The sequence below is a fragment of the Hyphomicrobium sp. 99 genome (genome assembly GCF_000384335.2).
GTDB lineage: Bacteria > Pseudomonadota > Alphaproteobacteria > Rhizobiales > Hyphomicrobiaceae > Hyphomicrobium_B.
On sequence record NZ_KQ031382.1, the window covers coordinates 1,139,945 to 1,163,827 of the forward strand.

Annotated in this window: 22 protein-coding genes; 14 read left to right on the forward strand and 8 right to left on the reverse strand. The window is 58.3% G+C overall.

Annotated features, from left to right (window positions below):
• The first annotated feature begins 23 nt into the window (after positions 1–23).
• The 8 genes from G359_RS19595 to G359_RS05720 all read left to right on the forward strand — a co-directional run bounded on the left by G359_RS19595 (position 24) and on the right by G359_RS05720 (position 7,529).
• Positions 24–314 carry a hypothetical protein gene (locus G359_RS19595; RefSeq protein ID WP_052699201.1) on the forward strand — a complete coding sequence of 97 codons (291 nt, stop codon included), beginning with the start codon at positions 24–26 and terminating at the stop codon, positions 312–314.
• A gap of 195 nt (positions 315–509) precedes the next feature.
• Entirely contained in the window at positions 510–944 is a 435-nt protein-coding gene (locus tag G359_RS05695) for a response regulator (protein ID WP_052699202.1), read from the forward strand.
• An 18-nt stretch (positions 945–962) separates the two neighbouring features.
• Positions 963–1,379, forward strand: coding sequence for a response regulator (locus G359_RS05700; RefSeq protein ID WP_045837695.1), 417 nt, complete (start codon positions 963–965; stop codon positions 1,377–1,379).
• 305 nt (positions 1,380–1,684) lie between these two features.
• Entirely contained in the window at positions 1,685–2,728 is a 1,044-nt protein-coding gene (locus G359_RS05705) for a cupin domain-containing protein (RefSeq protein WP_045835345.1), read from the forward strand.
• Positions 2,729–2,820: 92 nt separating this feature from the next.
• The gene (locus G359_RS20335; RefSeq protein ID WP_156150678.1) at positions 2,821–2,985 is read left to right on the forward strand and encodes a hypothetical protein; all 165 of its coding nucleotides are present in this window, start codon (positions 2,821–2,823) and stop codon (positions 2,983–2,985) included.
• A 102-nt stretch (positions 2,986–3,087) separates the two neighbouring features.
• Positions 3,088–4,083: a UDP-glucuronic acid decarboxylase family protein gene (locus G359_RS05710; protein WP_045835346.1), complete on the forward strand. Its 996-nt coding sequence runs from the start codon at positions 3,088–3,090 to the stop codon at positions 4,081–4,083.
• A gap of 6 nt (positions 4,084–4,089) precedes the next feature.
• Entirely contained in the window at positions 4,090–5,115 is a 1,026-nt protein-coding gene (locus G359_RS05715; protein ID WP_082072819.1) for a glycosyltransferase, read from the forward strand.
• A gap of 113 nt (positions 5,116–5,228) precedes the next feature.
• Positions 5,229–7,529 carry a Tex family protein gene (locus tag G359_RS05720; protein ID WP_045835348.1) on the forward strand — a complete coding sequence of 767 codons (2,301 nt, stop codon included), beginning with the start codon at positions 5,229–5,231 and terminating at the stop codon, positions 7,527–7,529.
• A 13-nt stretch (positions 7,530–7,542) separates the two neighbouring features.
• On the opposite strand, the gene G359_RS05725 is transcribed toward G359_RS05720, so the two are convergent.
• The 7 genes from G359_RS05725 to G359_RS20340 all read right to left on the reverse strand — a co-directional run bounded on the left by G359_RS05725 (position 7,543) and on the right by G359_RS20340 (position 15,337).
• Positions 7,543–7,908: a hypothetical protein gene (locus tag G359_RS05725; RefSeq protein WP_156150679.1), complete on the reverse strand. Its 366-nt coding sequence runs from the start codon at positions 7,906–7,908 to the stop codon at positions 7,543–7,545.
• A 32-nt stretch (positions 7,909–7,940) separates the two neighbouring features.
• Entirely contained in the window at positions 7,941–8,393 is a 453-nt protein-coding gene (locus tag G359_RS05730; RefSeq protein WP_045835349.1) for a PAS domain-containing protein, read from the reverse strand.
• A 95-nt stretch (positions 8,394–8,488) separates the two neighbouring features.
• Positions 8,489–9,739 (reverse strand): formyl-CoA transferase, encoded by a 1,251-nt coding sequence (frc, locus tag G359_RS05735; protein WP_045835350.1) that lies wholly within the window; start codon positions 9,737–9,739, stop codon positions 8,489–8,491.
• A gap of 53 nt (positions 9,740–9,792) precedes the next feature.
• Positions 9,793–11,529 carry an oxalyl-CoA decarboxylase gene (gene oxc / locus G359_RS05740; RefSeq protein WP_045837697.1) on the reverse strand — a complete coding sequence of 579 codons (1,737 nt, stop codon included), beginning with the start codon at positions 11,527–11,529 and terminating at the stop codon, positions 9,793–9,795.
• A gap of 582 nt (positions 11,530–12,111) precedes the next feature.
• The gene (locus tag G359_RS05750; RefSeq protein WP_045837698.1) at positions 12,112–12,816 is read right to left on the reverse strand and encodes a GntR family transcriptional regulator; all 705 of its coding nucleotides are present in this window, start codon (positions 12,814–12,816) and stop codon (positions 12,112–12,114) included.
• Positions 12,817–13,187: 371 nt separating this feature from the next.
• Positions 13,188–14,489, reverse strand: coding sequence for an oxalate/formate MFS antiporter (gene oxlT / locus G359_RS05755; RefSeq protein ID WP_045835352.1), 1,302 nt, complete (start codon positions 14,487–14,489; stop codon positions 13,188–13,190).
• 398 nt (positions 14,490–14,887) lie between these two features.
• On the reverse strand, positions 14,888–15,337 hold the full coding sequence (locus G359_RS20340; protein ID WP_156150680.1) for a hypothetical protein: 450 nt from the start codon (positions 15,335–15,337) through the stop codon (positions 14,888–14,890).
• Between the two features lie 113 nt (positions 15,338–15,450).
• Between G359_RS20340 and frc (G359_RS05760) the strand changes: the two genes are divergently transcribed.
• From frc (G359_RS05760) to G359_RS05785, 6 genes are all read left to right on the forward strand, one after another.
• Complete coding sequence (frc, locus tag G359_RS05760) at positions 15,451–16,725, forward strand: formyl-CoA transferase (RefSeq protein WP_045835353.1); 1,275 nt, start codon at positions 15,451–15,453, stop codon at positions 16,723–16,725.
• A 105-nt stretch (positions 16,726–16,830) separates the two neighbouring features.
• A complete protein-coding gene (locus G359_RS05765) occupies positions 16,831–17,976 on the forward strand; it encodes an ATP-grasp domain-containing protein (protein WP_045835354.1) in 1,146 nt (381 codons plus the stop codon).
• A gap of 14 nt (positions 17,977–17,990) precedes the next feature.
• Entirely contained in the window at positions 17,991–18,902 is a 912-nt protein-coding gene (locus G359_RS05770) for a succinate--CoA ligase subunit alpha (RefSeq protein ID WP_045835355.1), read from the forward strand.
• A gap of 62 nt (positions 18,903–18,964) precedes the next feature.
• Positions 18,965–19,162, forward strand: coding sequence for a sulfur carrier protein ThiS (gene thiS, locus G359_RS05775; protein WP_045835356.1), 198 nt, complete (start codon positions 18,965–18,967; stop codon positions 19,160–19,162).
• A 2-nt stretch (positions 19,163–19,164) separates the two neighbouring features.
• Positions 19,165–19,935, forward strand: coding sequence for a thiazole synthase (locus G359_RS05780; RefSeq protein WP_045835357.1), 771 nt, complete (start codon positions 19,165–19,167; stop codon positions 19,933–19,935).
• A 551-nt stretch (positions 19,936–20,486) separates the two neighbouring features.
• Complete coding sequence (locus G359_RS05785; protein ID WP_045835358.1) at positions 20,487–22,874, forward strand: CehA/McbA family metallohydrolase domain-containing protein; 2,388 nt, start codon at positions 20,487–20,489, stop codon at positions 22,872–22,874.
• A gap of 46 nt (positions 22,875–22,920) precedes the next feature.
• Here the strand turns inward: G359_RS05785 and G359_RS05790 are convergent, their stop codons facing one another.
• Positions 22,921–23,871, reverse strand: a complete 951-nt coding sequence (locus tag G359_RS05790; protein ID WP_045835359.1) for an ABC transporter substrate-binding protein — start codon at positions 23,869–23,871, stop codon at positions 22,921–22,923.
• Positions 23,872–23,883 lie beyond the last annotated feature (12 nt).

A 23,883-nucleotide genomic window follows, 5' to 3' on the forward strand; every position in this document is an offset into this window, starting at 1 on the left:
ACCCCAGGCGTAGATTTTCGCTGATGATGGGCCGACGAGCCTGCTATCGTCTTTCGACCGCCGATGATCCAAATGGTGGATCCACCGGAGCTGAACGCTCTCCGACTGATCTATTTCGTCTGAGCGAGCTTCCTTATAGCGTCGAGATATGGGATCCCGAAAAATCCACCGTCGAACTTGTGTTGGCGGCGACGGTTAGTGGCAGCATCGGATATGCTGCTTATCATGCGGCGACCGTCGAATTCCCCGACCGCTATATCGTATTGAGACGTCTCGACACCGTCTTATCGCGCTGGAACGCTCCGGCGCATTAATGGCCGGTTGGAATGAGCGCAGGTAATAACGCGAGTGATCCAGAATTGGTTTCATTCGCAGGCTTCTAAATTTCTTTCCGATTTAATCGCTCTACAACTATCATCGCTCCGTCTTGCATCCCGGCAGCGTCCCGGGTTACTTCGATCGAGGAAGATGCACTCGGCCGCCGGAACTAAATTGGCCTGACTAAATTTATGTGTCAGCAGGCAAAGGGAGATCTCAAAATCGAACGGGCGCCTGCAGGAAAGGGTGAAGTCCTAGCACAGCGTTCGATACTCGTTGTGGAGGATGAAGTCCTCATTCGGCTGCATCTTGCCGAAGAGCTGCGCGACGCCGGATATACGGTCGTCGAAGCAGCCGATGGCCACGAAGCAATGAAGTTGTTGACGAGCCTCAATGAGATCGGGCTCCTGCTAACGGACATTCGCATGCCGGGGAGCGTCGACGGGATAGACCTCGCGCGCTGGGTGCGCGGAAAGTTCCCCGAAATCAAAATTGTTCTCGTTTCTGCAGAATACTATCCAGAGACATTCGCCGAATTCGATGCAGGCTTCACGAAGCCGATCCGAATGAATGAACTTATGCGTCGTGTGCGGCAGTTGCTACCCCAAGCGGAACACGGAAGTTAGACAAGTCGTTAAAGCTTGGTGACGAGATCTGACACCAAACCCCCGAGCCCACCGACAGTACTGATCGTCGAGGACGGCGTGCTCATCCGAATGGCGATCGCGGCATATCTTCGGGATTGCGGATACCGCGTTATCGAAGCTGCAAGTAGCGATGAAGCGCTCATTGTGCTGCAGCAGCATCCCGTGATGATCGACGTTCTGTTCAGTGATGTGGAAGTGGCAGGATCGCTTGACGCGTTTGCGCTTGGTCAGTGGTCGCGCAAAAATCGACCCCAGACCAAAATCGTCATGGCCGGCTCCCCGACAAGCGCCTCGCTGGCCGCTGGCAAACTCTGCGAAGAAGGTCCGCAACTGGCCAAGCCCTATGAGCCTCAAGCAGTCGAAGATTACATTCGCAGGTTGCTTGCCATCCAACGCATCGAACAATCCAGCTAATCGGATCGCAATTTCCGCTGACCGCGCTCAACGGCTCCGATCGCTGCGGCTGACCTGCCGTAGTGCAAGGTGCGGATGATTTCAAATGTACTTCCCGGACGCGCACTTCATTAAGCGAGCCGGACTTTATTTTTAATGCGTGATTGCGTCTGCTCTACGTGAGTGGGCGATCGCTACGGTTCGCATTCAAAAGCGTCCACTTCGCCGATGAAATTAAAGCATCCAATAACCCGGAAGAGCTTGTTTGAGCACCGGGTACCTCAATCGGAAGAATGAGCTTCTCGCTTTAGCGCGGAGGATGAATGATGGGGAATGCAAAAAATACCTATCGCTTTCAGTTGGAGAAGGAGCCGGCCAGCCACGTCAAGCCTGGCGGAACGACCCGCGAAGCTTCTGCAAAACAATTTCCAATAAGTCAGGGAATTGCCGGCGTCTCGATGCGTCTCGCTCCGGGTGGCATGCGTGAATTGCACTGGCACGCCAACGCAGGGGAGTGGGGTTTTGTCGTCACCGGCAGCGTCCGGAACACGTGCCTGCACCCTGACGGCTCTTCATACATCGACACCTTTGGGCCGGGGGACGTCTGGTATTTTCCAAGAGGCTTTGGCCACTCGATACAATGCGTCGGCCCCGGCGAAAGTCATTTCATCCTCATCTTCGACAACGGCTATTTTTCCGAGGATCACACCTTCAGCATCACCGATTGGCTTTCCCACACGCCCGTGCCGATCGCCGCCCAAAGCCTCGGAGTGAGTCCCGACGTTATCGCCAGGATGCCGAAGGGCGAGGCCTATTTTGCGGGACCCGGTCCCATCCCGAATGATCTTTCACCATATTCCACACCGCGTCACGATCCGACCCTATTGACGACCCATCGCTATCCGCTCATGTCTCAACAGCCGAGGCGCACGCCGGGGGGCGGCACGCAGCGGACTGTCGGCGTCGAAGAATTTCCGATCTCTACGACAATGGCGGGCTCGGTCCTGGAAATCGAACCCGGCGGCATGCGGGAACTCCACTGGCACCCCAACGCCGACGAATGGCAGTACTATCTTGAAGGAACGGCAGAGATGGCGGTTTTCCTCGCCGAAGGTGAAGTCGTCATGAACGAATATGAAAAAGGTGATGTTGGGTACGCGCCCATGGGAACGGGCCATTACATCAAGAATACGGGAAAGGACCTCCTGAAGGTGCTCGTAGGATTCAATAACGGCCACTACCAGGCCAATGATCTGTCCGCCTGGATCAGCACAAATCCTTTCGACGTGCTTTCTACGAACCTCAACATTCCATTTGAAGACGCCAGGAAATTGCCCAAACACGAGCACTTCTTTGTTCCGGGGCGATAGCTGCTCTTATCTCGACGGGGGGATCAGCCCTCCATCGGGACCTCGATACCACGCACTGCAAATTTAAATTCTCACCAAGCGGCAAAACTCAGATGAACTTCTTGATCGACTACGTGAAGGCCGTTGATGTCATAGCGATCATCGCATGCGTCGCGCTCGTGATTGCGGCATTCGTTCGTCGCGAAAATATTTGGCTCGGCATCCTCGCGGTCGTCGTGGTCATTTGGGCCGCGACTAGGCTTCCCGGTCTTGTTTGAAGGCCCCTTCGCCCGAAATTAGGGGACGTGCGCAGATTGCAGCTAGCCACAATCTGAGTTTTGCTGCTACCCCCGCTGCGGTCGCAGAGGACGGAATATCGTATGGCCCGCAATGGGGTAGCCACAAAGCGAATCCTGGTCACAGGAGGAGCAGGATTTCTAGGTTCGCATTTGTGCGAGGCTCTGATCGAGCGCGGGCATGAAGTTCTCTGTGTCGATAACTTCTTTACCGGGTCTCGGAGAAACATTTCCGAGTTACTTCAGGTCGAAAGATTTGAGCTGTTGCGCCACGACGTTACGCATCCTCTTTTTGTCGAGGCAGATGAGATTTATAATTTGGCCTGCCCCGCATCGCCGGTTCACTACCAGTTCGATCCGGTTCAAACGACCAAAACGAGCGTTCTCGGCGCCATCAACATGCTCGGGCTCGCAAAGCGGCTGAAGGCGAAGATCCTTCAGGCATCCACTTCCGAAATTTATGGCGATCCCACCGTTCATCCGCAAACTGAGCGGTATTGGGGAAACGTCAACACGACCGGACCGAGAGCCTGTTATGACGAAGGTAAGCGCTGCGCCGAAACGCTGTTCTTCGATTATTGGCGGCAGCATAGGCTTCGCATCAAGGTTGCGCGCATTTTCAATACCTATGGGCCAAGAATGCTTCCAGATGACGGGCGCGTGGTCTCGACGTTTATCGTCCAGGCACTGAACGGTGAAGATCTGACGATCTTTGGTGACGGTAGCCAGACGAGGTCGTTCTGCTATGTCAATGATCTCATCGATGGGCTCATCGCATTGATGGAAACGGAAGACGCTTTTACCGGCCCAGTGAACCTCGGAAACCCGGTCGAATTCACCATGCTTGAGCTTGCGCAGAAGGTGATCTCGCTGACGGGTTCGAATTCGAAAATCGTCTTTCGTAAACTTCCGGAGGACGACCCGAAGCAACGCCGCCCGGACATAAGCCTCGCGCGCACGACGCTCAACTGGCAGCCGTCGGTGCAACTCGACGAAGGGCTTCTGCGGACAATCGAGTATTTCGAGCAGTCGCTCCGCACTGGCATTCCCGGCGTCGCAGCCGGTGCTATGTCGAGATAGGGCCGAATGACCATAAATTATACCTATGGGAATCTATGTGCGATGCCGCGCGTGACTGTCGCTGTGTGTGCGTACAATCAAGAAGCCTATATCGAAGCGGCGCTGAGTTCGGCATTCAATCAATCGTACGAGAACATCGAGTTTGTAATCGTAGACGACCAGTCCCGCGACGGTACCGCCGAAAAAATACGCGCGCTCGTCAAGGCAAATGAAAGGCCTGCAAAATTCATCGTCCGCGAACGCAACGGCGGTCAGATGGCCGCTATGCTCGATGCGCTGGACGCTTCCAGTGCTCCCTTCATTGTCTGGGTTGACGGCGATGACGTGCTTCAGCCGGACTTTGTCGAAACACACGTTCGATACCATTTGAATCCCGCTGTGACCTGCGCATTTACGTGCTCGAATATGGCGGTGATCGATTCCAAGAACCAGATTATAGCCGGCGTCATTCCAGCGTTATCGAACACGGGAATCCTCCGAACGAAGGACGAGCGGATCGAAGTGTCTCCTCTGTCCAGGAAACAAACTGAGGTCGGATTCCTAATCGATAAGCATTATCGATCCTGGGCTTGGTCCGCGACTTCCGGAATGATGTTCCGAAGAGCGGTGATCGAGTTGATCCGCCCGGAACGGCCTGAGACGATCCGAATATCTGCTGACAACTATTTCGCGCGCTTCGCTCACGTCGTGGGTGGTTCGTTGATTATCCCCGAGGTGCTCGGATTTTATCGAATGCACGGAGACAATAATTTTTCTCGTTATCAAATTCTGGGGGATCGTGCTGGCGGTGTCACGAATACCGCGGTTCAACTCAATGCCATGAATGAGGAGTTCGCGAGGGTCTTGCAGCGCAAACCTGAAATTATATCGGCATGCCTTGAAAAGACCGGTCTCTACAAGTTCGTCCGCCGTATTGCTTCTTCAAAAAGAATAGCGGCTGTGTTGCTCGCTAACAAAGCCCTTCGCGAGAAGCTGTCGTATCGCCAAAGGCTCTCAATCCGTGTCCGAAAGATTGCTCTCGGCCCTGAGTGAGAGGCGGAAGAACGCGGTTCTTGCGACCTACTGCTGACTTGACCATCAGCCACAAAATCCTCCAGGATTCATTGGACATAAGGCAAGCTCAACTGCCTCTCAGAGGATATCGCTTGGACTTGATCAACACCCGTATCGCCAAGGAACTTAATGTCCAGCCGGCCCAGGTCACTGCGGCTGTAGACTTGCTCAAGGAAGGTGCTACCGTCCCGTTCATCGCGCGCTACCGCAAAGAGAAGACCGGCGGGCTCGATGATACGCAACTTCGCAAGCTCGAAGAGCGGCTTGGATATCTGACCGAACTTGAAGATCGCCGCACGGCAGTTCTGAAGAGCATCAACGAGCAAGGCAAGCTGACGCCGGAGATACAACGCGCCGTCAACGCCGCAGATACCAAGGTCGAGCTTGAGGATCTCTACGCACCCTTCAAGCCGAAACGGCGAACCAAAGCCCAGATAGCGCGCGAGGCTGGCCTCGAGCCATTAGCCGATGCGCTGATCGGCAATCCGATGCTCGATCCGTCAAAGGAAGCCGAGAAGTTCGTGTCTGCCGATAAAGGCGTGAGCGACCCCAAGGCGGCGCTCGAAGGCGCGCGTTCCATCCTCATCGAGCGGATTGGCGAGAACGCGAAGCTCGTCGGTGATTTGCGACAGTGGCTGTGGTCAACTGGCCTCATCATCTCTAAGGTCTTGAAGGGCAAACAGACGGAAGGCGCGAAGTTCTCCGACTATTTCGATTTCCGCCAGCCGATCCGCCAGATCCCATCGCATCGCGCGTTGGCGCTTTTGCGCGGGCGCAATGAAGGCTTCCTCGACCTCGATCTTGATGTCGAATTGGAGCCGAACCGGCCGCACCCGGCCGAGGGAAAAATCATGGCGGCGTTCAACATCGCCGAGCGGGGCCGCCTTGCCGACAAATGGCTGATCGATACGGTCAAGCTCGCGTGGAAGACGAGACTTCACACATCGCTCGCCGCCGATCTGCTGACGCGAGTGAAGGAGGAATCCGACACTGGAGCCATTGGCGTTTTCAAGACCAACCTCAAGGATCTTCTGCTCGCGGCGCCCGCTGGTCCTCGCGTGACGATGGGACTTGACCCGGGCATTCGTACTGGAGTGAAGGTCGCCGTCGTCGATCAGACCGGCAAGGTGCTGGATACGGCTACCGTCTATCCGCACGAGCCGCGCAACGATTGGAACGGCGCGCTGGCGACGCTGGCCGCGCTGTGCATGAAGCATAAGGTCGAGATCATCGCCATCGGCAACGGGACGGCCAGTCGTGAAACCGACAAGCTTGCCGCCGATCTGATAAAGAAAATGCCCGATCTGAAGCTCACGAAAGTGATCGTCTCTGAGGCGGGTGCATCGGTCTATTCCGCGTCCGAAATCGGTGCGCAAGAGTTTCCAAATCTGGATGTCTCCTTGCGCGGCGCCGTGTCGATCGCCCGCCGTCTCCAGGATCCGCTCGCAGAACTCGTCAAGATCGAACCGAAAGCCATCGGCGTCGGCCAATACCAGCACGACGTGAACCAGAGTGAGCTGGCGCGCTCGCTCGATGCCGTCGTCGAGGATTGCGTCAATTCCGTCGGTGTCGATGTGAACATGGCCTCGGCGCCGCTCTTGGCCCGCGTTGCTGGTCTGAACGCGACGATCGCGGCCAACATCGTTCTGCACAGAAATGAAAACGGTGCTTTCAAGAAGCGGACGGAGATCAAGAAGGTTGCTCGGCTCGGGCCGAAGGCCTTTGAGCAGGCTGCCGGCTTCTTGCGGATCGCGAATGGGCCGAACCCGCTCGACGCTTCTGCAGTTCATCCCGAGGCCTACGAGGTCGTCGAACGTATCGCGAAAGAAATGAAACGGCCTGTCAAGGCGATGATCGGCGACAGCGCATTTCTGAAATCACTCAATCCCAAAATGTTTGCCGACGAACGCTTCGGCACGCCGACCGTGATCGACATTCTCGCCGAGCTAGAAAAGCCTGGCCGCGATCCGCGCCCCGAGTTCAAGACGGCGGAATTCAAAGAAGGCGTCGAGAAAATTTCGGATTTGCGCCCTGGCATGCTGCTCGAAGGCGTTGTGACGAACGTGACGGCATTCGGCGCGTTCGTTGATGTCGGCGTGCATCAAGATGGTCTTGTGCACGTGTCCGAACTCGCCGACAAATTCGTGAAAGATCCGCGCGAGATCGTAAAGGCGGGAGACGTCGTCAAGGTTCGCGTGAAGGAGGTCGACGTTGATCGCAAACGCATCGCGCTCACGATGAAATCCGGGCCGATCGAAAACCATTCGACAGGGCGCGAACGCGGTCCCGATATTTCTCGCTCAAACGTTCAGACATCGAGTCCGAAAAGCCAAGAGGGGGAGTCGGCTCTCGCAGCCGCCCTTCGTCGCGCGCGAGAGGCAGGAAAGAATTGAGGGACCGCAAACCTCAAAGCCTGCCGCGCTCAATGACTTGCGCTTCCGCGAACTGCTCGATCACGGCGGCTGGGATGCTTGGCGTTTCCAGCGCTGCGTAGCTCCCACCGAATTTTCGGCCGTGCTGATCGAATGCCGCCCACAAGTTCCCGCGAACGTAAAGTCCCACGATTTCCTCGGACGCGTTCCACCTGACGGATACATCTGACGCTTGAAAATCGGCGTGTCTTGAACCCACGCATATAGCGCCGCGAGCCTGCCTTCCGCGCTCCTTCGTCAAATCGAAGAGATAGAAATAGCCGCCCTCGCTATCGAATTCGAAAATTCCAGCGAGGTCTCCCGAGGTGCGGACGGCGCTTTCGAAGATGTCATTTTCCATAATGCGTGCCTCCTTGAAGCGGGCCGGTTCCTTCACATGCCGACAAGTTTTTCAGTCCGCGCGACGAGTGCTTCGAGCTCGGAAATTCGTTTGCGCTGAGCCCGGTCCTTCTCGAACCGGCGCGTGTCGTCTCGCATGACGGAGGCGATGGCCGATACTTTGCCGTCGGCCGAATGAAGAAGAGAAACGGTGAATGCGATGGAGAACTGGCGGCCGGACTTGTCGATCGCCGGAACCTGCAGCACGTCGCTGCCGTACCGGGTAATCCCGGTCTCCATTGTCTTCTGATATCCTTCCCAGTGCCGCGCGCGCAGCTTCTCCGGTATCATCAGGTCGAGCGACTGACCGAGCGCTTCGGCTTCCGTGTAGCCGAACATGCGCTCCGCGGCTTTATTCCATAAGATAATTGCGCCCTGCACATCGCTGACGACAACGGCATCGCCGACGGCAGATACGAGTTCCTGAAGATCAACCGAAGTTTGCATACCGACCTCCGCGATCAGGAAGGGAAATCGAGGAAAAGGCGACGCCCTCGCGGGCGTCGCTAGTTGGCTCTCGAAGGATGGTCGAGCTAGTGTCCTTAGACGGCGTTCGCAGCGTGGAGCTGTTGGATCCGGTCTTTCGTGTAACCGAGTTCGGAAAGCACCTCTTCGGTGTGTTCGCCAAGAAGAGGAGAGCCCGTGATCTCGATCTTCATGTCCGAGAACTTGATCGGGCTACCGACGGTCAGGTACTTGCCGCGAACCTTGTGGTCGACTTCCACAATCGTGCCGCTCGCGCGCAGCGAAGGATCGTCGGCCAGTTCCTTCATCGACAGCACCGGCGAGCAGGGGATGTCATACTTGCGAAGGATGTCGACCGCCTCGAACTTCGTCTTGTCCGCGAGCCAAGCTTCGATCGTCTCGAAGATCTCGATGATGTGCGGCTGACGCGCCTTCGCCGTCGTATAGTTCGGGTCGGTCTTCCACTCAGGCTTGCCGATGGCATCGCAGATCGGTTCCCAGGCATGGCCCTGGATCGTGAAGTAGATGTAGGCGTTCGGGTCCGTCTGCCAGCCTTTGCACTTCAAGATCCAGCCGGGCTGTCCGCCGCCGCCGGCGTTACCGCCGCGCGGAACGACATCGCTGAACGATCCGTGCGGATACTGCGGGTATTCCTCGAGATAGCCGACGCGGTCGAGGCGCTGCTGATCGCGAAGCTTGACGCGGCAGAGGTTCAGCACGCTGTCCTGCATCGACGCGGCAACCTTCTGGCCTTTGCCCGTCTTGTCGCGCTGACGAAGCGCAGCCAGAATTCCGATCGCGAGATGCATGCCGGTGTTGCTGTCACCGAGAGCAGCCGCGCTGATCGTCGGCGGGCCGTCCCAGAAGCCGGTCGTCGATGCTGCCCCGCCTGCGCACTGGGCGACGTTCTCGTAAACCTTCAGATCGTCGTAGTGGTGGCCGTCCGAGAAGCCCTTGACGGAGGCGAGGATCATCTTCGGATTGAGCTCGAGGATCCGCTTCCAGCTGAAGCCCATGCGATCGAGCGCGCCGGGGCCGAAGTTCTCGACCATGACATCCGAGGTCCGGATCAGCTTCTCCAGAACTTCCTTGCCTTCCGGCTTCTTGGTGTCGAGCGTCAGAGAACGCTTGTTGGAGTTGAGCATCGTGAAGTAGAGCGCGTCAGCATCCGGAATGTCGCGAAGCTGACTGCGCGTGACGTCGCCCGAACCGGGTCGCTCGACCTTGATCACGTCAGCGCCGAACCATGCGAGAAGCTGCGTGCACGCCGGGCCCGCCTGCACGTGCGTGAAGTCAATGATCTTGATGCCATCAAGAGCTTTGGTCATCGGTGCGTTTCTCCTTGGTAGAAGGTTGTTGGAATGAGCCGGCTGATCCGGACTTATTTTTTCTTCAGAACGCTTTGCGGATTGAGGTTCCCGATGCGGCCACTCTCGGTGCCGGCCGCCGGATCGATCACTGCGTTGATGAGTGTTGGCTTGCCGCTGTTCAGCGCTTCATCGACAGCGCGCTTCAGCTCGGCGGGACTTTCGACGTTGACGCCGACGCCGCCGAAGGCCTCCATCATCTTGTCGTAGCGCGAGCCTTTGACGAACACGGTCGTCGCGGGATCGCGGCCGGTCGGATCGGTGTCCGTGCCGCGATAGATGCCGTCATTGTTGAAGATGACGATGCAGACCGGAAGCTGATACCGGCAGATGGTCTCCACCTCCATGCCGCAGAACCCGAAGGCGCTGTCCCCTTCGACCGCGAGTACCGGCTTGCCGGTCTCGATCGCTGCAGCAATGGCAAAGCTCGTGCCGATGCCCATGATGCCCCAGGTGCCGACGTCGAGCCGCTTGCGCGGCTGATACATGTCGATGACGCCGCGTGCGAGATCGAGCGTGTTGGCGCCTTCATTGACGAGGATGGTATCCGGCCGCTCTTTGATGACGTTGCGGAGCGCACCAAGCGCACCGTGGAAGTCCATCGGCGACTTGGTGTTCGCCAGCCGCGGCGCCATCTTGGCAATGTTCTCGTCTTTCTTTGCCTTGATCGCGCTGGTCCATTCGGCGGGAGGCGCCTGCCACGTGCTGTCCATGCCCTCGAGCAGAGCCGTGACGCAGGAGCCGATATCGCCGACCAGCGGTGCGGCGATCTCGATGTTCGAGTCCATCTCTCTCGGCTCGATGTCGATCTGAATGAATTTCTTCGGCGCGCTGCCCCAGGTCTTGCCCTTGCCGTGCGACAACAGCCAGTTGAGACGGGCACCGATCAGCATCACGACATCGCTGTCTTTCAGCACAGTCGAGCGTGCCGCTCCCGCGCACTGCGGATGCGTGTCGGGAAGCAGACCCTTCGCCATGCTCATCGGCAGGAACGGGATGCCGCTCTTCTCGACCAACTCGCGGATGGCGTCATCGGCTTGGGCATAGGATGCGCCCTTACCGAAGATAATGAGAGGACGCTTCGCGTTCTTCAGCACATCGAGTGCGCGCTGAACGGCGTGCTTGGCTGGTATCTGGTCGGGCGCCGCGTCGATGACTTTCACGAGCGACTTCTTCCCGGCGACGGCATTCATGGTCTGCGAAAGCAACTTGGCGGGAAGATCGAGATAGACGCCGCCGGGACGGCCCGAGACAGCTGCGCGGATCGCGCGGGCGACGCCGATGCCGATGTCGGCTGCGTGCAGCACGCGGAAGGCCGCCTTGCAAAGCGGCTTGGCGATGGCGAGCTGATCCATCTCCTCGTAGTCGCCCTGCTGCAGATCGACGATCTCACGCTCGGATGAGCCGGAAATGAGGATCATCGGAAAGCAGTTCGTCGTGGCGTTGGCGAGCGCGGTCAGGCCGTTGAGGAAACCGGGAGCTGATACCGTGAGGCAGATGCCCGGCTTCTTGGTCAGGTAGCCGGCGATCGCCGCGGCATTGCCGGCATTCTGCTCGTGCCGGAACGAGATGACACGCAACCCATCAGCCTGCGCCATCCGGCCGAGGTCCGTAATGGGAATGCCCGGCACGCCGTAGATCGTCTCGATGCCGTTGAGCTTCAGTGCGTCGATGACGAGATGAAAGCCGTCCGTCAATTCGGGCTCTTCGGTCGCCGCGGGCTTTTCGCTTGTGGCTGCCTTGGGACCGATCCCGAGTGGATAGGCCGCCGGAACGAAAGCCGGAGCGTGGCCGCCCGAAGCAGGCTTCGCGACGCCGAGGGGATACGAAGCTTTGGGTAGGCTGGCAGGGGGCGGGGACGGGATGCGGGCGGCGGTCTCATCCGCACTTGGAGAAATCGGTCTGCTCGAAACCGTCTTCGCGAGAATGTTCACGGCGATCCTCCCTCTTTTTGGACTCGTTCCTTGGCGTTCACGTTTGCGGTGCAGCACATCACCGCATGGTCCTGTTATTTGGCATACGATATACCAGATACATACAGCGAGCAAGGTTTTGGCGCGATTTCGGTGGTGAAAAATCGCTGACGGCTTTCGAGATTGATATTCTTGGAAATTATGCGAGCGCGCACAGCCAGCGCCTAGCTGCACCAGCGCGAATGCGCAAGTTAGAGCGAAAAATTTTATTCGAGGTGGGCAGCGAGGGAGGCGGCTTTGTGCCCGCAAGCGGCCTGCTCAAGCGCCGGTCGCGACGACGCGTGAGCACGACAGCGCGCGCTGAACCCTAACGATCATCTCAAGATCAGATGCGTCCCGTGGAACGCCTCGTCATAACGATCAGTCGAAGATGCCTTCGCTGTGCTCTTCGACGTAAGCTGCAAGACCCAGCGTATGATCACGCGCCAGTTGCTCGGCGAGTTCCGTGTCGCGTCTTTCCAGAGCTTCGATGATTTTAAGATGATCTTCGATCGACCGCGCCGCGCGATGGTCACGACCAATCGTGATCTGCCTGATCCCGCGCACGTGCAGCAGCAGGTTCTCCGTCATCTCGGCAAGAAGAGCTGAGCCCGTCAGTTCGATGATCGTCTGATGGAATCGAATATTGGCCGTCGAATATTCGCTAAGAAAATCCTCGGGCTTGTGACTGGCGTTGAACTCTCTGAAAAGCAAGCGCAGCCGAGCAATTTCTTCATCGGTTGCACGTTGCGTGACAAGGCGCGCTGCCATTCCCTCAAGCGCGGCCCAAACTTGAATCATCTCGATGACTTCGCGCTTAGTCTTTTTGACGACCATAATTCCGCGACGCGGCACCGACTTCACGAAGCCTTGCTGCTCGAGCATGAGTATAGCTTCGCGCACAGGCGTCCGGCTCACACCGAGCTGTTCAGACAACTGGCGCTCGTCAATCCAAGCCTGCTCGGGTGAGCTGTAAATGTCCATTCCGATAATTGCGCTCTTGAGAGCCTTGTAGGCTTTGGCCTTGAAGGTTTCTTCCTGCGCGAACGGCTTGAGGACAATATCTGGCGTCGTTGTTTGAGCTATAGGCCAGCTTGTTTGAGCTTCGGCTTTCTCAGCCACGGTTGTCGTCTCCCGAGAGGACTTATATTTCTTGTGGCATACTATAGGCCAAGATTAGACAATTCCCCAATTACTTAGCCGCGATACAAGAGCGGCTGAGTACCGCAGATAAGGGCTAGGTGGCGGCAGTATTCGCCGCGAGCACGCTCGAAGCAGTGCAGCATTTATGAAAAAGCGAGAAGGCGAACCCGTTCATGAGTTGGCCTTCTCGCCCGGAGATCTCTTTGACGTAAACGGGACGGGTCCATGAGGAGCGTGCCGGGTGGCGCAAGGGGAAGTACTTGAATTGAGGGATGGCAACCGATGCGCCGCCATCCCTGTTCGCCGGTGCTGATCTAGGCCAGCACGCGAGCTTCGGGCAGTTCGTTCCGGCGCACGACACCGGCCCGCCAGGGCTTCAAGACTCCGATTGCGAGCAGCGAAGCCGCGATATTTGCGCCGGCAGCGATGATCAGAACCGTGTCCCACGATCCGGTCTGCTGCTGGAGCACGTTGGCAAACGGCACGATCAATGCAGCGGTGCCCTTGGCGGTATAGAGAAGGCCCGCATTGGTCGCAGCATACTTGGTGCCGAAGGTGTCAGTGCACGTCGACGGGAAGAGACTGTAGATCTCGCCCCAGGCGAAGAACACGCATCCGCTGAGAATAACGAACCAGACGGGATCGTGGCCCCAGAGATGAAGCAGATAGATGCCGATGCCTTCCATTGCGAAGGCGATAAACATCGTATTTTCACGACCGATATGATCCGAGACCCAGCCGAAGAAAGGACGAGTCAGGCCATTGAGAATTCGGTCGATCGTCGCGGCGAATGTGATCACCGTCATCGTGAGGCCGAAGAGAGTCACCGGAATGCTGTCAATTCCGAAGTCAGCGGCGATCGGCTTGAGGTTCGCCGTCGCCATGAGGCCACCGGCGCCCACGATTACGAACATCAGATACATGAGCCAGAATAGAGGCTGGCGCAGCACTTCCGACGGCGCAAAATTCTTCTTGGTCTGGATGACATTCTGGCTGACCGCTGCTTCGGGCGTCTGGCCCCGCTTCGGTGCCACCATCAGCAGGGCGAAGATCATCACGATCAAGCCTTGGCCGATGCCGAAATAAAAGAATGCCGACTGGAAGCCTTGCGTGCCGATCATCCATTGGATGGGAGCGACCGTGAGGGCGGAGCCAGCACCGAAACCTGCGGCGGTGATGCCGGCCGCAAGACCGCGTTTGTCGGGGAACCATTTGAGCGCATTACCGACGCACGTGCCGTACACGCCACCTGCACCGATACCCGCCAGGACCTGGCCAACATAAAATTGGCCGAGAGTTGTCGCGTAGGAGTTTACAACCCAGCCAATGCCGCAAAGTAGGCCACTGAATAAGACCACGCGCTGGGGGCCGTATTTGTCCACGAACCAGGCTTCAACGGGCACAAGCCAAGTTTCTGCTAGTACGAAAAGTGTGAAGGCCCATTGGATGGCTGAACGATCCCATCCAAACTTCGACTGGATGTCTGGGACGAAGAAGGTCCAACCGTATTGAAGGTTGGCGATCATCACCATACAGACGACGCCGATCGCAAGTTGCCGCCAGCGGTAACCGTCGGTTACACGTTGGGTGGCCAATTCTCCTTGAGTTCCTGCCATTTACTTCCCCCTTGGTTGTGTTGTTGGGAGGTATTTGAGGGTTTTTTTCCGCACTCAATTCGTCAACTTTGTCACAGGGGCATTCTGGTATATTGAATGCCAGATGGCAAGGCGCAATTGTCGCAGATGCGGATTTTCAACCTGGAAATGGCACGCAAAATCGGGCCCGTCGCGGGTCCTCCGCGGCGAGCAATCCATTCATACGTAACGATTATCTTTCGTGAGCTTTGATCAGCTCGACATCAGCCAAAAAATTTTTGTCGACGAAGGCTGACGTATTCCCTGCGGGGACAAGGCAAGACTGCGAACAAGGCGATTTTTCTCAAGCTACGCAAGCACTTGCCTTCTTTGAATGCCGCAGGAACGACCTTTGAGGCTATTCAGTCCGATCCACACACTCACAGGCCGAACGGTTCGGTTGAGTTATTGCGGCGGCTGATTTCGGCCGTCTTGTCCAAAAAGGCCGAGAGCCATGCCCAAAACCGGGCGGACAACGAACGATGACCAATGGAGCGGCGCAGCACAGTTGCAGTCATGATTAAATCTCCTTCCAAAATGTCGCAAAGCCCTGATAACGTGACTTCATCTAGTCTGGTATATAGCATGCCAAATACCGTATTTCCAGGATTTTGCTGCATTGCGGGAATGCGCCATTTGCATGGGTTCTGGGACATCGCCTGCGAAATGGGTATGCCTAAACGTCGCAGTTCGCGTTGACATTCTGGTATTTCGTATGCCAGATTCAGGCCACTGAATTTCTCGGCTCGCACCTTCGTGAAGCCGGTGGCTCCAATAAAAGAAGAACGAGGAGCGAGTTCATGGCGACGACCAAGACGCTCCCCCGGCAACCCCGCCCAATGCGGTGTCGAACTTTTAGCGAGCGGGCGAACCTTCTGAATGAGCGCGTCGGTCTGAGCGCGACGCCACCTTCCCAATACCAAGAAAAATCGAGGTAGGTCTCATGGGCAAAGCACTCGACGGCATACGCGTCCTCGACTTCACACACGTGCAATCGGGCCCGGCTTGCACTCAGCTTCTGGCGTGGTTCGGCGCCGACGTCATCAAGGTGGAAAAGCCTGGCATCGGCGACGTGACCCGCACGCAATTGCGCGATGTCCCTAATGCGGACAGCCTCTACTTCACGATGCTGAACCACAATAAGCGGTCGATCACGCTCGATACCAAGAACGCCGAAGGCAAGGCTGTGCTCGAGGAGCTCATTAAGACGTGCGATGTGCTCGTCGAGAATTTCGCGCCCGGCGCGCTGGATCGCATGGGGTTCTCCTGGTCGCGCATCCAAGAACTCAACCCGCGCATGATCGTGGCCTCGATCAAAGGTTTTGGTCCGGGGCCATATCAGCACTGCAAGGTCTATGAGAACGTGGCGCAGTGCGCAGGCGGCGCGGCTTCCACGACCGGCTTCGACGATGGTCCTCCGCTAATCACGGGAGCGCAGATCGGCGATAGCGGCACGGGACTTCATCTCGCGCTCGGAATCGTCACGGCACTTTTTCAGCGGACGGTCAGCGGCCGCGGTCAACGTGTCGATGCGGCCATGCAGGATGGCGTGCTGAACCTCTGCCGCGTCAAGCTCAGAGACCAGCAACGGATCGAGCGCGGGCCACTGACCGAATATCCGCAGTATCCCAACGGTACATTCGGAGACAGCGTCCCACGCGCGGGGAATGCATCGGGCGGCGGCCAGCCAGGATGGATTCTCAAGTGCAAGAATTGGGAAACCGATCCCAACGCCTACATCTACTTCATCACACAGGCGCCGGTCTGGACTGACATCTGCAAAGTGATCGGAAAGGAAGAGTGGATCACTGATCCCGACTACGCCACGCCGGCAGCGCGCCTGCCGCGCCTCAAGAGCATTTTCGCAACGATCGAGGAATGGACCTCGAGCAAGACGAAGTACGAGGCCATGGAGATCCTCAACAAGTATCACATTCCATGTGGGCCGATCCTGTCGATGAAAGAGATCGCCGAAGATCAGTCGCTTCGCCAGACGGGCACCATCGTAGAAGTCGATCATCCTGTTCGAGGAAAATATTTGTCGGTCGGCAATCCAATCAAGCTTTCCGATAGTCCGACGGTGGTCGAGCGCTCGCCGCTTCTAGGCGAGCACACCGAAGAGATCCTGCGCGATGTTCTGAAATTCGACGAACATCGCATACGCGAAATCGAGGCAAGCGGCGCTCTGGGCGAACTGGTTCCGATCGCAGCCGAGTGATCACCGCAAAGCCTTGGGCGGCGGAGGCGCTTCCTCCGTGCTTTCGCCGCCTTTTTCAAACACCTGAGTTCGTTGCAAAACAAAAAACCAAAATAGGAGGAGTACATGAAGCTCCACGAATTCCAGACGAAGCAGCTGCTGTCGGATTTCGGTCTGAAGTCTCCCGAGTGGGGCGTCGCGATTACGCCGGAGCAGGCGGAGGAGATCGCCGTCGGGCTCGATGCTAAAAGCTTCGTCGTGAAAGGTCAGGTCCACGGATTTCGCCGCAAATTATCTGATGCATACCTCGTCTATTCTCCAACAGAGGTGAAGAAAGCGGCGGGCGACCTGCTTCAGCGAAAGATTGCCGACGACGGCGGCGTAAAAGCGAATTCAGTCCGTCGCGTCATGGTCGAGGCCGGTGTCATCGCTGAGCGCGCGATCTCGTTGTCCCTCTTTATAGATCCGGCTGTGCGAGGAATCGTACTCTCGGCTCAAAATTGCGACGCAGCCGGCAACGTAGCCGCATTTGGCCAGGCAGGCGTGCAGCAGTTGACGCTCGGTACAGGCCATACGTTTCCCGAATACGATGTGATGCTATTCGCGGCTCGCCTTGCCATTCCGGACAACGCGCGAAATGCGTTTTCGACATTGACGCACGGGCTCATGCGCGCCTTCGTGGAGCTCGACGCGAGCCGCATCGAAATCGATCCACTCGCGATCATGCCGGACGGCGAGTTGCTTGCGCTGAGTGCGGTGCTGACGATCGACGATAACGCGATGTTCCGCCATCCGTCGCTCTTCGCGCTCCGCGCCGATGACGAAAGGGAGATCAACGCGCAGAGTTATAGGCTCAACTACGTCAGCCTCGATGGTGATATCGGCGTCGCCGCAAACGGCGCAGGGCTGGGGCTCGCGACCATCGATATGGTTCGCGCCGCCAAAGGCCGGCCGGCGAACTTCATGGATATCCGCACCAGCGCTTCGAGCGTAGAAATCGCCCGTGGCTTTGCAATGATCCTCGACAATCCGAAGGTCCGCTCCCTGCTTATCAATATCCACGGAGGCGGCATGCAGCCTTGCGATAAAGTCGTCGAAGGTCTCGGCATCGCCATGCGTCGCACCGGCCGCTCACTGCCGACGGTTGTCAGGCTGGCCGGCAACAACGCTCACGCCGCCAGGGCACGTCTCGAAGATTTCGGCTGCCGCATTGTCGATTGTGCCGACATGTGGTCGGCCGCCGAGCACGCCGTAGCCGAAGCACGTCAGTAGGAAGGAGGAAACTCATGTCGATCCTCGTCAATCGCCAAACTCGTGTCATCTGCCAGGGCATGACCGGCCGCGCCGGAACGCAGCAGACCGCGACCATGATGAAGTACGGGACGAATGTCGTCGCTGGTGTAACGCCAGGAAAGGGCGGTCAGCGGCATCTCGATCTCCCCATTTTCGATACTGTCGCGGAAGCGGTTCAGCAGACCCGCGCCAATGCCAGCATGATCTTCGCTCCGCCGATGCAGGCGGCCGCCGCCATGATCGAGGCGATCGAAGCGGAAGTTCCGTTAGTCGTCACGCTGACGGAGCACGTTCCCGTTCTCGACATGGTCCGTGTCTGCCATGCCCTGAAGGGCTCGCAGACGAGACTTGTCGGCCCGAATTCAGAAGGCATTCTTGCGCCGGGCATATGCAAGCTTGGTGTGATCGCAACGGGGAACGCGCGCCCCGGCGGCATAGGTGTCGTTTCACGCTCGGCATCGCTGACGAGCGAGGTGATTGCCCAACTATCCGCAGCAGGGCTCGGCATATCGACGAGCGTCGGCGTCGGCGGCGATCTCGTGCACGGCCTAAGCATGAAGGATTGCGTCGAACTGTTCTTGGCCGACCCGGAAACGGAGGGCATCGTCCTCATCGGGGAAGTGGGCGGCACCGAAGAACAGTATGTCGCCGACCTCATTCGCCAGAAAAAGCCGCGCATTCCGATCGTTGCGCTGGTTGTCGGTTGCCATGCGCCCTCCGAACGGCGCGCGGGAAATACCGGCGCGCTGCTGGTGCACGGCCGCGATACGGCTGCCGCGAAGATCGCAGCTCTCGGGAGGGCGGGGGTCATCATCGCGGAAAGTCCACATCTCGTGGGCGCAACGATGAGCGCAGCACTTCGTGGCCAGAAGGATCAGAAACAACCTCGCGCCGCGCTGGGCTGACCTGCAAGAGCGCCGAGCATGTCGACTGGCGGCGGGACTGCGTGCCCGCTGCGGAGTGACCGATGACGATCGTTTGCAATGGCGCGAAACGCGAAGTTCAAAATCTCGTGCTGTCGAAGACTTTGGTCGAGATTGGATACGGGGAGCGGCGGGTAGCGACGGCTGTCAACGGATGCTTCGTGTCGGCGCGTCAACGCGATTCCGTTTTATTGAAGGAGGGCGACAAGCTTGAGGTCGTCACGCCGAGGCAGGGAGGCTGAGAATGGAAGTTTACGGCACGACGCTCAGCAGCCGCCTCTTGCTCGGCAGCGCGCAATATCCCTCGCCGAAGGTTCTAGCCGACGCCGTACGAGCCTCTGGCACGGAAGTCGTCACGGTCTCGCTGCGGCGTGAGGCCGGAGGCGGGAGGGCCGGTCATAGTTTCTGGTCGCTCATCCGCGAGCTTGGCGTACGCGTCCTTCCGAACACTGCTGGTTGTCATTCGCTCAAGGAAGCTGTCACGACGGCCCATATGGCGCGGGAAGTTTTCGAGACGAACTGGATCAAGCTCGAAGTGATCGGCGACGACGACCTTCTCCAACCGAATGTTTTCCAGTTGGTCGAAGCAGCGCGAATCCTTTGCGAGGACGGCTTCGAGGTCTTCCCCTATACGACCGACGACCTGAGTGTCGCTGAACGCTTGGTAGAAGTCGGTTGCCGTGTGCTGATGCCGCTCGCGGCGCCGATCGGCTCCGGCCGGGGATTGAACAATCCGTTCGGCTTGCGCGCGCTTCGAAACCGCTTCCCGGATACGCCACTCATTGTCGACGCGGGGATCGGACTGCCCTCGCACGCAGCCCAGGCAATGGAACTCGGGTACGATGCTATTCTTTTGAATACAGCGGTCGCAAAGGCCGGCGACCCGGTCGGCATGGCGGCCGCGTTTGCTAAGGCGATTGAGGCGGGTCGCATGGCATATCTCGCCCACCCGATGGAGCCGCGCGACATGGCATCGCCGTCGACGCCGCTTCTCGGGCGAGCCGCGCTTACTTGAACTGGCTTTCAAGAATCTGCGTGGCTGGTGCGGACAACCTGCCGACATCGTTAAGCTTGCACATCAGTATGAAGTCGTCGCCATGTGCAGCAACCAGTCCCGGCCGTTGGCAAAGAAGCTCAGAAAATCATACTTTTGGAATCTGCACTTCGATTTTGCGCCACCATCGTCAAAACGACCCCTCCAAGCGAAGAGGGCAGGCAGCATGCCTTAGCCCTTATCGCGCGATGTGTTTCGGTGTCGCTTCGTGCGGTTTCGATCGCCGCGACTGATGAGTTCCCAAAGAAAGAGATTTAAGCAGACGCCCTGGACGTCTTGACGCCGTAAGGCGAAGGAAGCGGAAGCGCGCCGGGATGGCACATGCCAGGCCCTTTCAGTCCCGGCACCGGCAACAACGATCCCCCTATTTGGGAATATGCATTTCTGAATTTGTTGATTAGCAAGCCGTTCTGCCCTGCCTATAGGCAGGTTGCGCCAGACCTTACCGAACACTCCAGCGGCCTTCTGCGCGCCTCACAATTTCCGGCCGCGCGAACATCGAGGGAACGCGCTTGCGAGACGAACACGATCAGGATCACAAGGCTTTTTCTTCTCCTCAGCGCACCGCCCCGCTAGGGCTCCGCGAAAACAACAAGCGCTATCCGTTTTTGGGGACACTTCGCTCATCTCACGACCGCCTTGTGGCCGGCGTCTGGGAGGATATCGTGCTCGACTATACGGTGGGCGAAAGCGGCATTGCGGACGGCGCCAGGCTCAAGATTGCTTTCAAGTTCTACACGGACTGGGCCCTGTTTCAGACCAGCGACCCGGCGGCCGCCAACTACGTCTCGGCGGAGTATTCGGCAGGCCCGCTCGTTCCCGGACAAGGCCCGGCCACTGTCCAGGCCCTCAAGGTTAGCTTTGACCAGAAAGGGCACGAGCGGCCGTTTCAGAAGGCCCTCTTGATCGACATCGTCGACGGATATCTCAACCCCGGTGATCGGATCACGATCCGCCTTGGCGACCGGCGCGGCGGCGGGCCGGGGACACGCGTGCAGACGTTTGAGGAAAAGGGCTTCACATTCCGCGCATTCGTCGATCCGCTCGGCACCTCGAAATTCGCTCCCGTGCCGGGTGACGCGAAGATAGACATTGTCTCAGGCCCGCCCGCGTCTCTCTCTATCGTGACACGCCGCCTCGCTGGAACTGGAGAAACAACTCCGGTTCGCATCCGAGCGTTCGATCGCTGGGGCAACTCTTGTCTGGGTTTAAGCGAAAGCCTCGAAGTTGGCGTCGCTCTCAACGGAGAGGCAGAGGAAACAAAAACGTATCAGTTTCCAAGAGCAGCGTGGGCTGTCGTCAAGTTCGAGGTCGAGACTTCGGGCCAGGGAGAACTCCAGATCACGGCCCGTATTCCTACTCTTCCGAACGTGACGGAAGCCCGCGCCGTTCTGCGCATTGATCAAGCGCTCGCAACGCCGCGCGCATGGTTCGCCGACCTCCACGTCCACTCCGAGGACACGGTCGGCATCAACAATACCGACTACAACTTGACGTACGGACGCGACGTCGCCGGGCTCGATGTGCTCGGCTACACCGCCAACGACTTCAACATCACGGAGAAGAACTGGGACGCCGCCGTCGACCTGATTCACAGCCTGCATACCGACGGCGCATTCGTCTGCTTTCCCGGCACCGAATGGTGCGGCAACTCCTGCGCTGGTGGCGACCACAACGTCATCTTCCTGCATGGCAACAAGCCCGAGTTCCCCTTCGACCGTACTGGCAAGTCCGCGCGCTCGTTCGAATGGAACGCGGAAATGAAGGGCGGAACTATCGAGCCGTCGGTCTGGCCGCTGGAAAATCTCTGGGACGTTTACGCGAGCGACCCTGAGGGTCACCTTCTGATCCCACATGTCGGCGGGCGGCGTGCAAATCTCGATTGGCACGATCCCTCGCTCGAACGGCTCATCGAGGTGAGCTCTACGTGGGGACATTTCCCGTGGTTCTATCAGGACGCCATATCGCGGGGTTACAAACTTGGCGCTTCGGCCGCCGGCGACGAGCATCGCGGGCGCTGCGGCGGGGGCGCGCCCGGAGCCGCGGTCTTTGGCGTCAAGGGTGGCCTGACCGGAATTCTCTCTCCCGCACTTACGCGGAGCGACATCGCAAAGGCACTGCGCGCACGCCACACCTGGGCAACGACCGGCGAGCGCATCGTCGGTTTGCTTTCGTCCGGCGTGCACATTCAGGGCGATGAATTCGACGCCCATGGACCGGTCACGCTCAGCTACCGTCTCCTCGGCAACGCAGCGTGGGATCACGTCGCGCTCCACGATCACACCGGTGTCATTTGGGAGCGCAACCTGCAGCGGCAGGCTGGCTTCAGCCGCCGCCGGTTCCGCTTCCGCTGGGGCGGCGCGCGCATCAAGGACCGCTACCGGGCTGCCAAGTGGTCGGGCGTTCTCACCATCACCAACGCCGTCATTCACTCAGTCAAATCGTATGGATTCGAACACCCCGAGGAAACGGTGTGGCGCAAAGGCGCGACAGAGATCGTCTTCAATTCCGAAACCTATGGCGACGCGGACATCATCGAGATCGAAGCCAGCGGATTGCCGGACGCGTCGATTGCCATCGAAGGCACCATTGGCGAATACCAGAAGATCGGCGATCCGAGGACGCACGCCGCATTCGTGCATCGCCCGACATTCAACTGGGATGTCACCGGGGCCGAGCTGTTTGAGACGGGTGAGCTGCGCCTTGACCTCGGCGGTGAGGGCCTGTTCCTGGCGCTAGAGCGTCTGACGGACGAGCAACTGCCTTTGGAAATCTCAGGTGAGATCGAGGTTGAAGCGAGAAACGGACCGCACGGTTTCCGTCCAGTTTATCTCTCGGCGCGGCAGATCGACGACGAGAAAGTCTGGACGTCGCCACTATTCATCCGCTTCCCGAACTGAAGTCGGACGTTGGCCGCCATCCGAAGGCGGCGGCCAACGTCACGCCTTACTGCGTAAGAACGGACGACTCGATCTTGCCCTTGATCAAACCGTATTTTGTCGCCGCCTCAAGTCGCTCTGCGATGAGCTTCTTGAACGCGTCGTCCACTTCGATCTTGATGTCCTCGCGCTTCGTCGCTGCATAAAGCGGGTTCTCGCCGGACAGCTTCTTCACGACAGAGGGATCAAGCCGCTGCGATTCCGCGAACCATGTGGCTGCCTGATCGGAATTGGTGGCAATGAAGAAAACCGCGTCCTTCAAGGCCTCGATGTAGTTCTTCACAGCGTCCGGATTGGCGGTGAGATACTCGGTGCGGACAATGGACGTGAAGCGGAACGGCCACTTCTGAATTTCTCTGGCCCCGAGGCTCTCTTCGAGGCGCAACGTCTGCGGCTGGCGGATGAGCACCGCATCTACGAGTCCCTTCTCCAGCGCGGCAGGGAGTTCGTTCGGCTGCAGATTGACGAGCTGAAAGTCGGTTTTATCGTCAAGGCCAAGCTCTTTGAGCGAGATGATCAGATCGAGGTGTGATTCAGAATTGAGCGAAAGGCCGATTTTGCGACCCTTGAGATCGGCGAGCGTCTTCGCCGTGCTGTCCTTCGGCACCAGGATCGAATGGCTGGACTGACCCAGCGTGGCGACAAACTTGATAGATCCCGGAAGCTTTGCCGACAGATTGAACGGCGGCAGGAAGCTCGTCACGACGGCGTCAAGCTGCCCTGAAGCGAGGCCCTCCATCATCGGCGGACCATATTGGAAGCCTGTGAATTCGGCGGCGAGGTGATGCTTCGCGGCAAGTCCGGCCTTATCCAGGACCACTGGCACTTGGCCGTTCATGCCCGAGGGATAGCCGATGCGGATCTTCGCGTCCTCGGCGAGCGCTGCTCCATGGATCGCGACAGCGGCGAGAAAACCGGCTGCAAGCGTGCGCACGATGCCGTGCAGTGATCGTGACATTTGAGAGTTCCC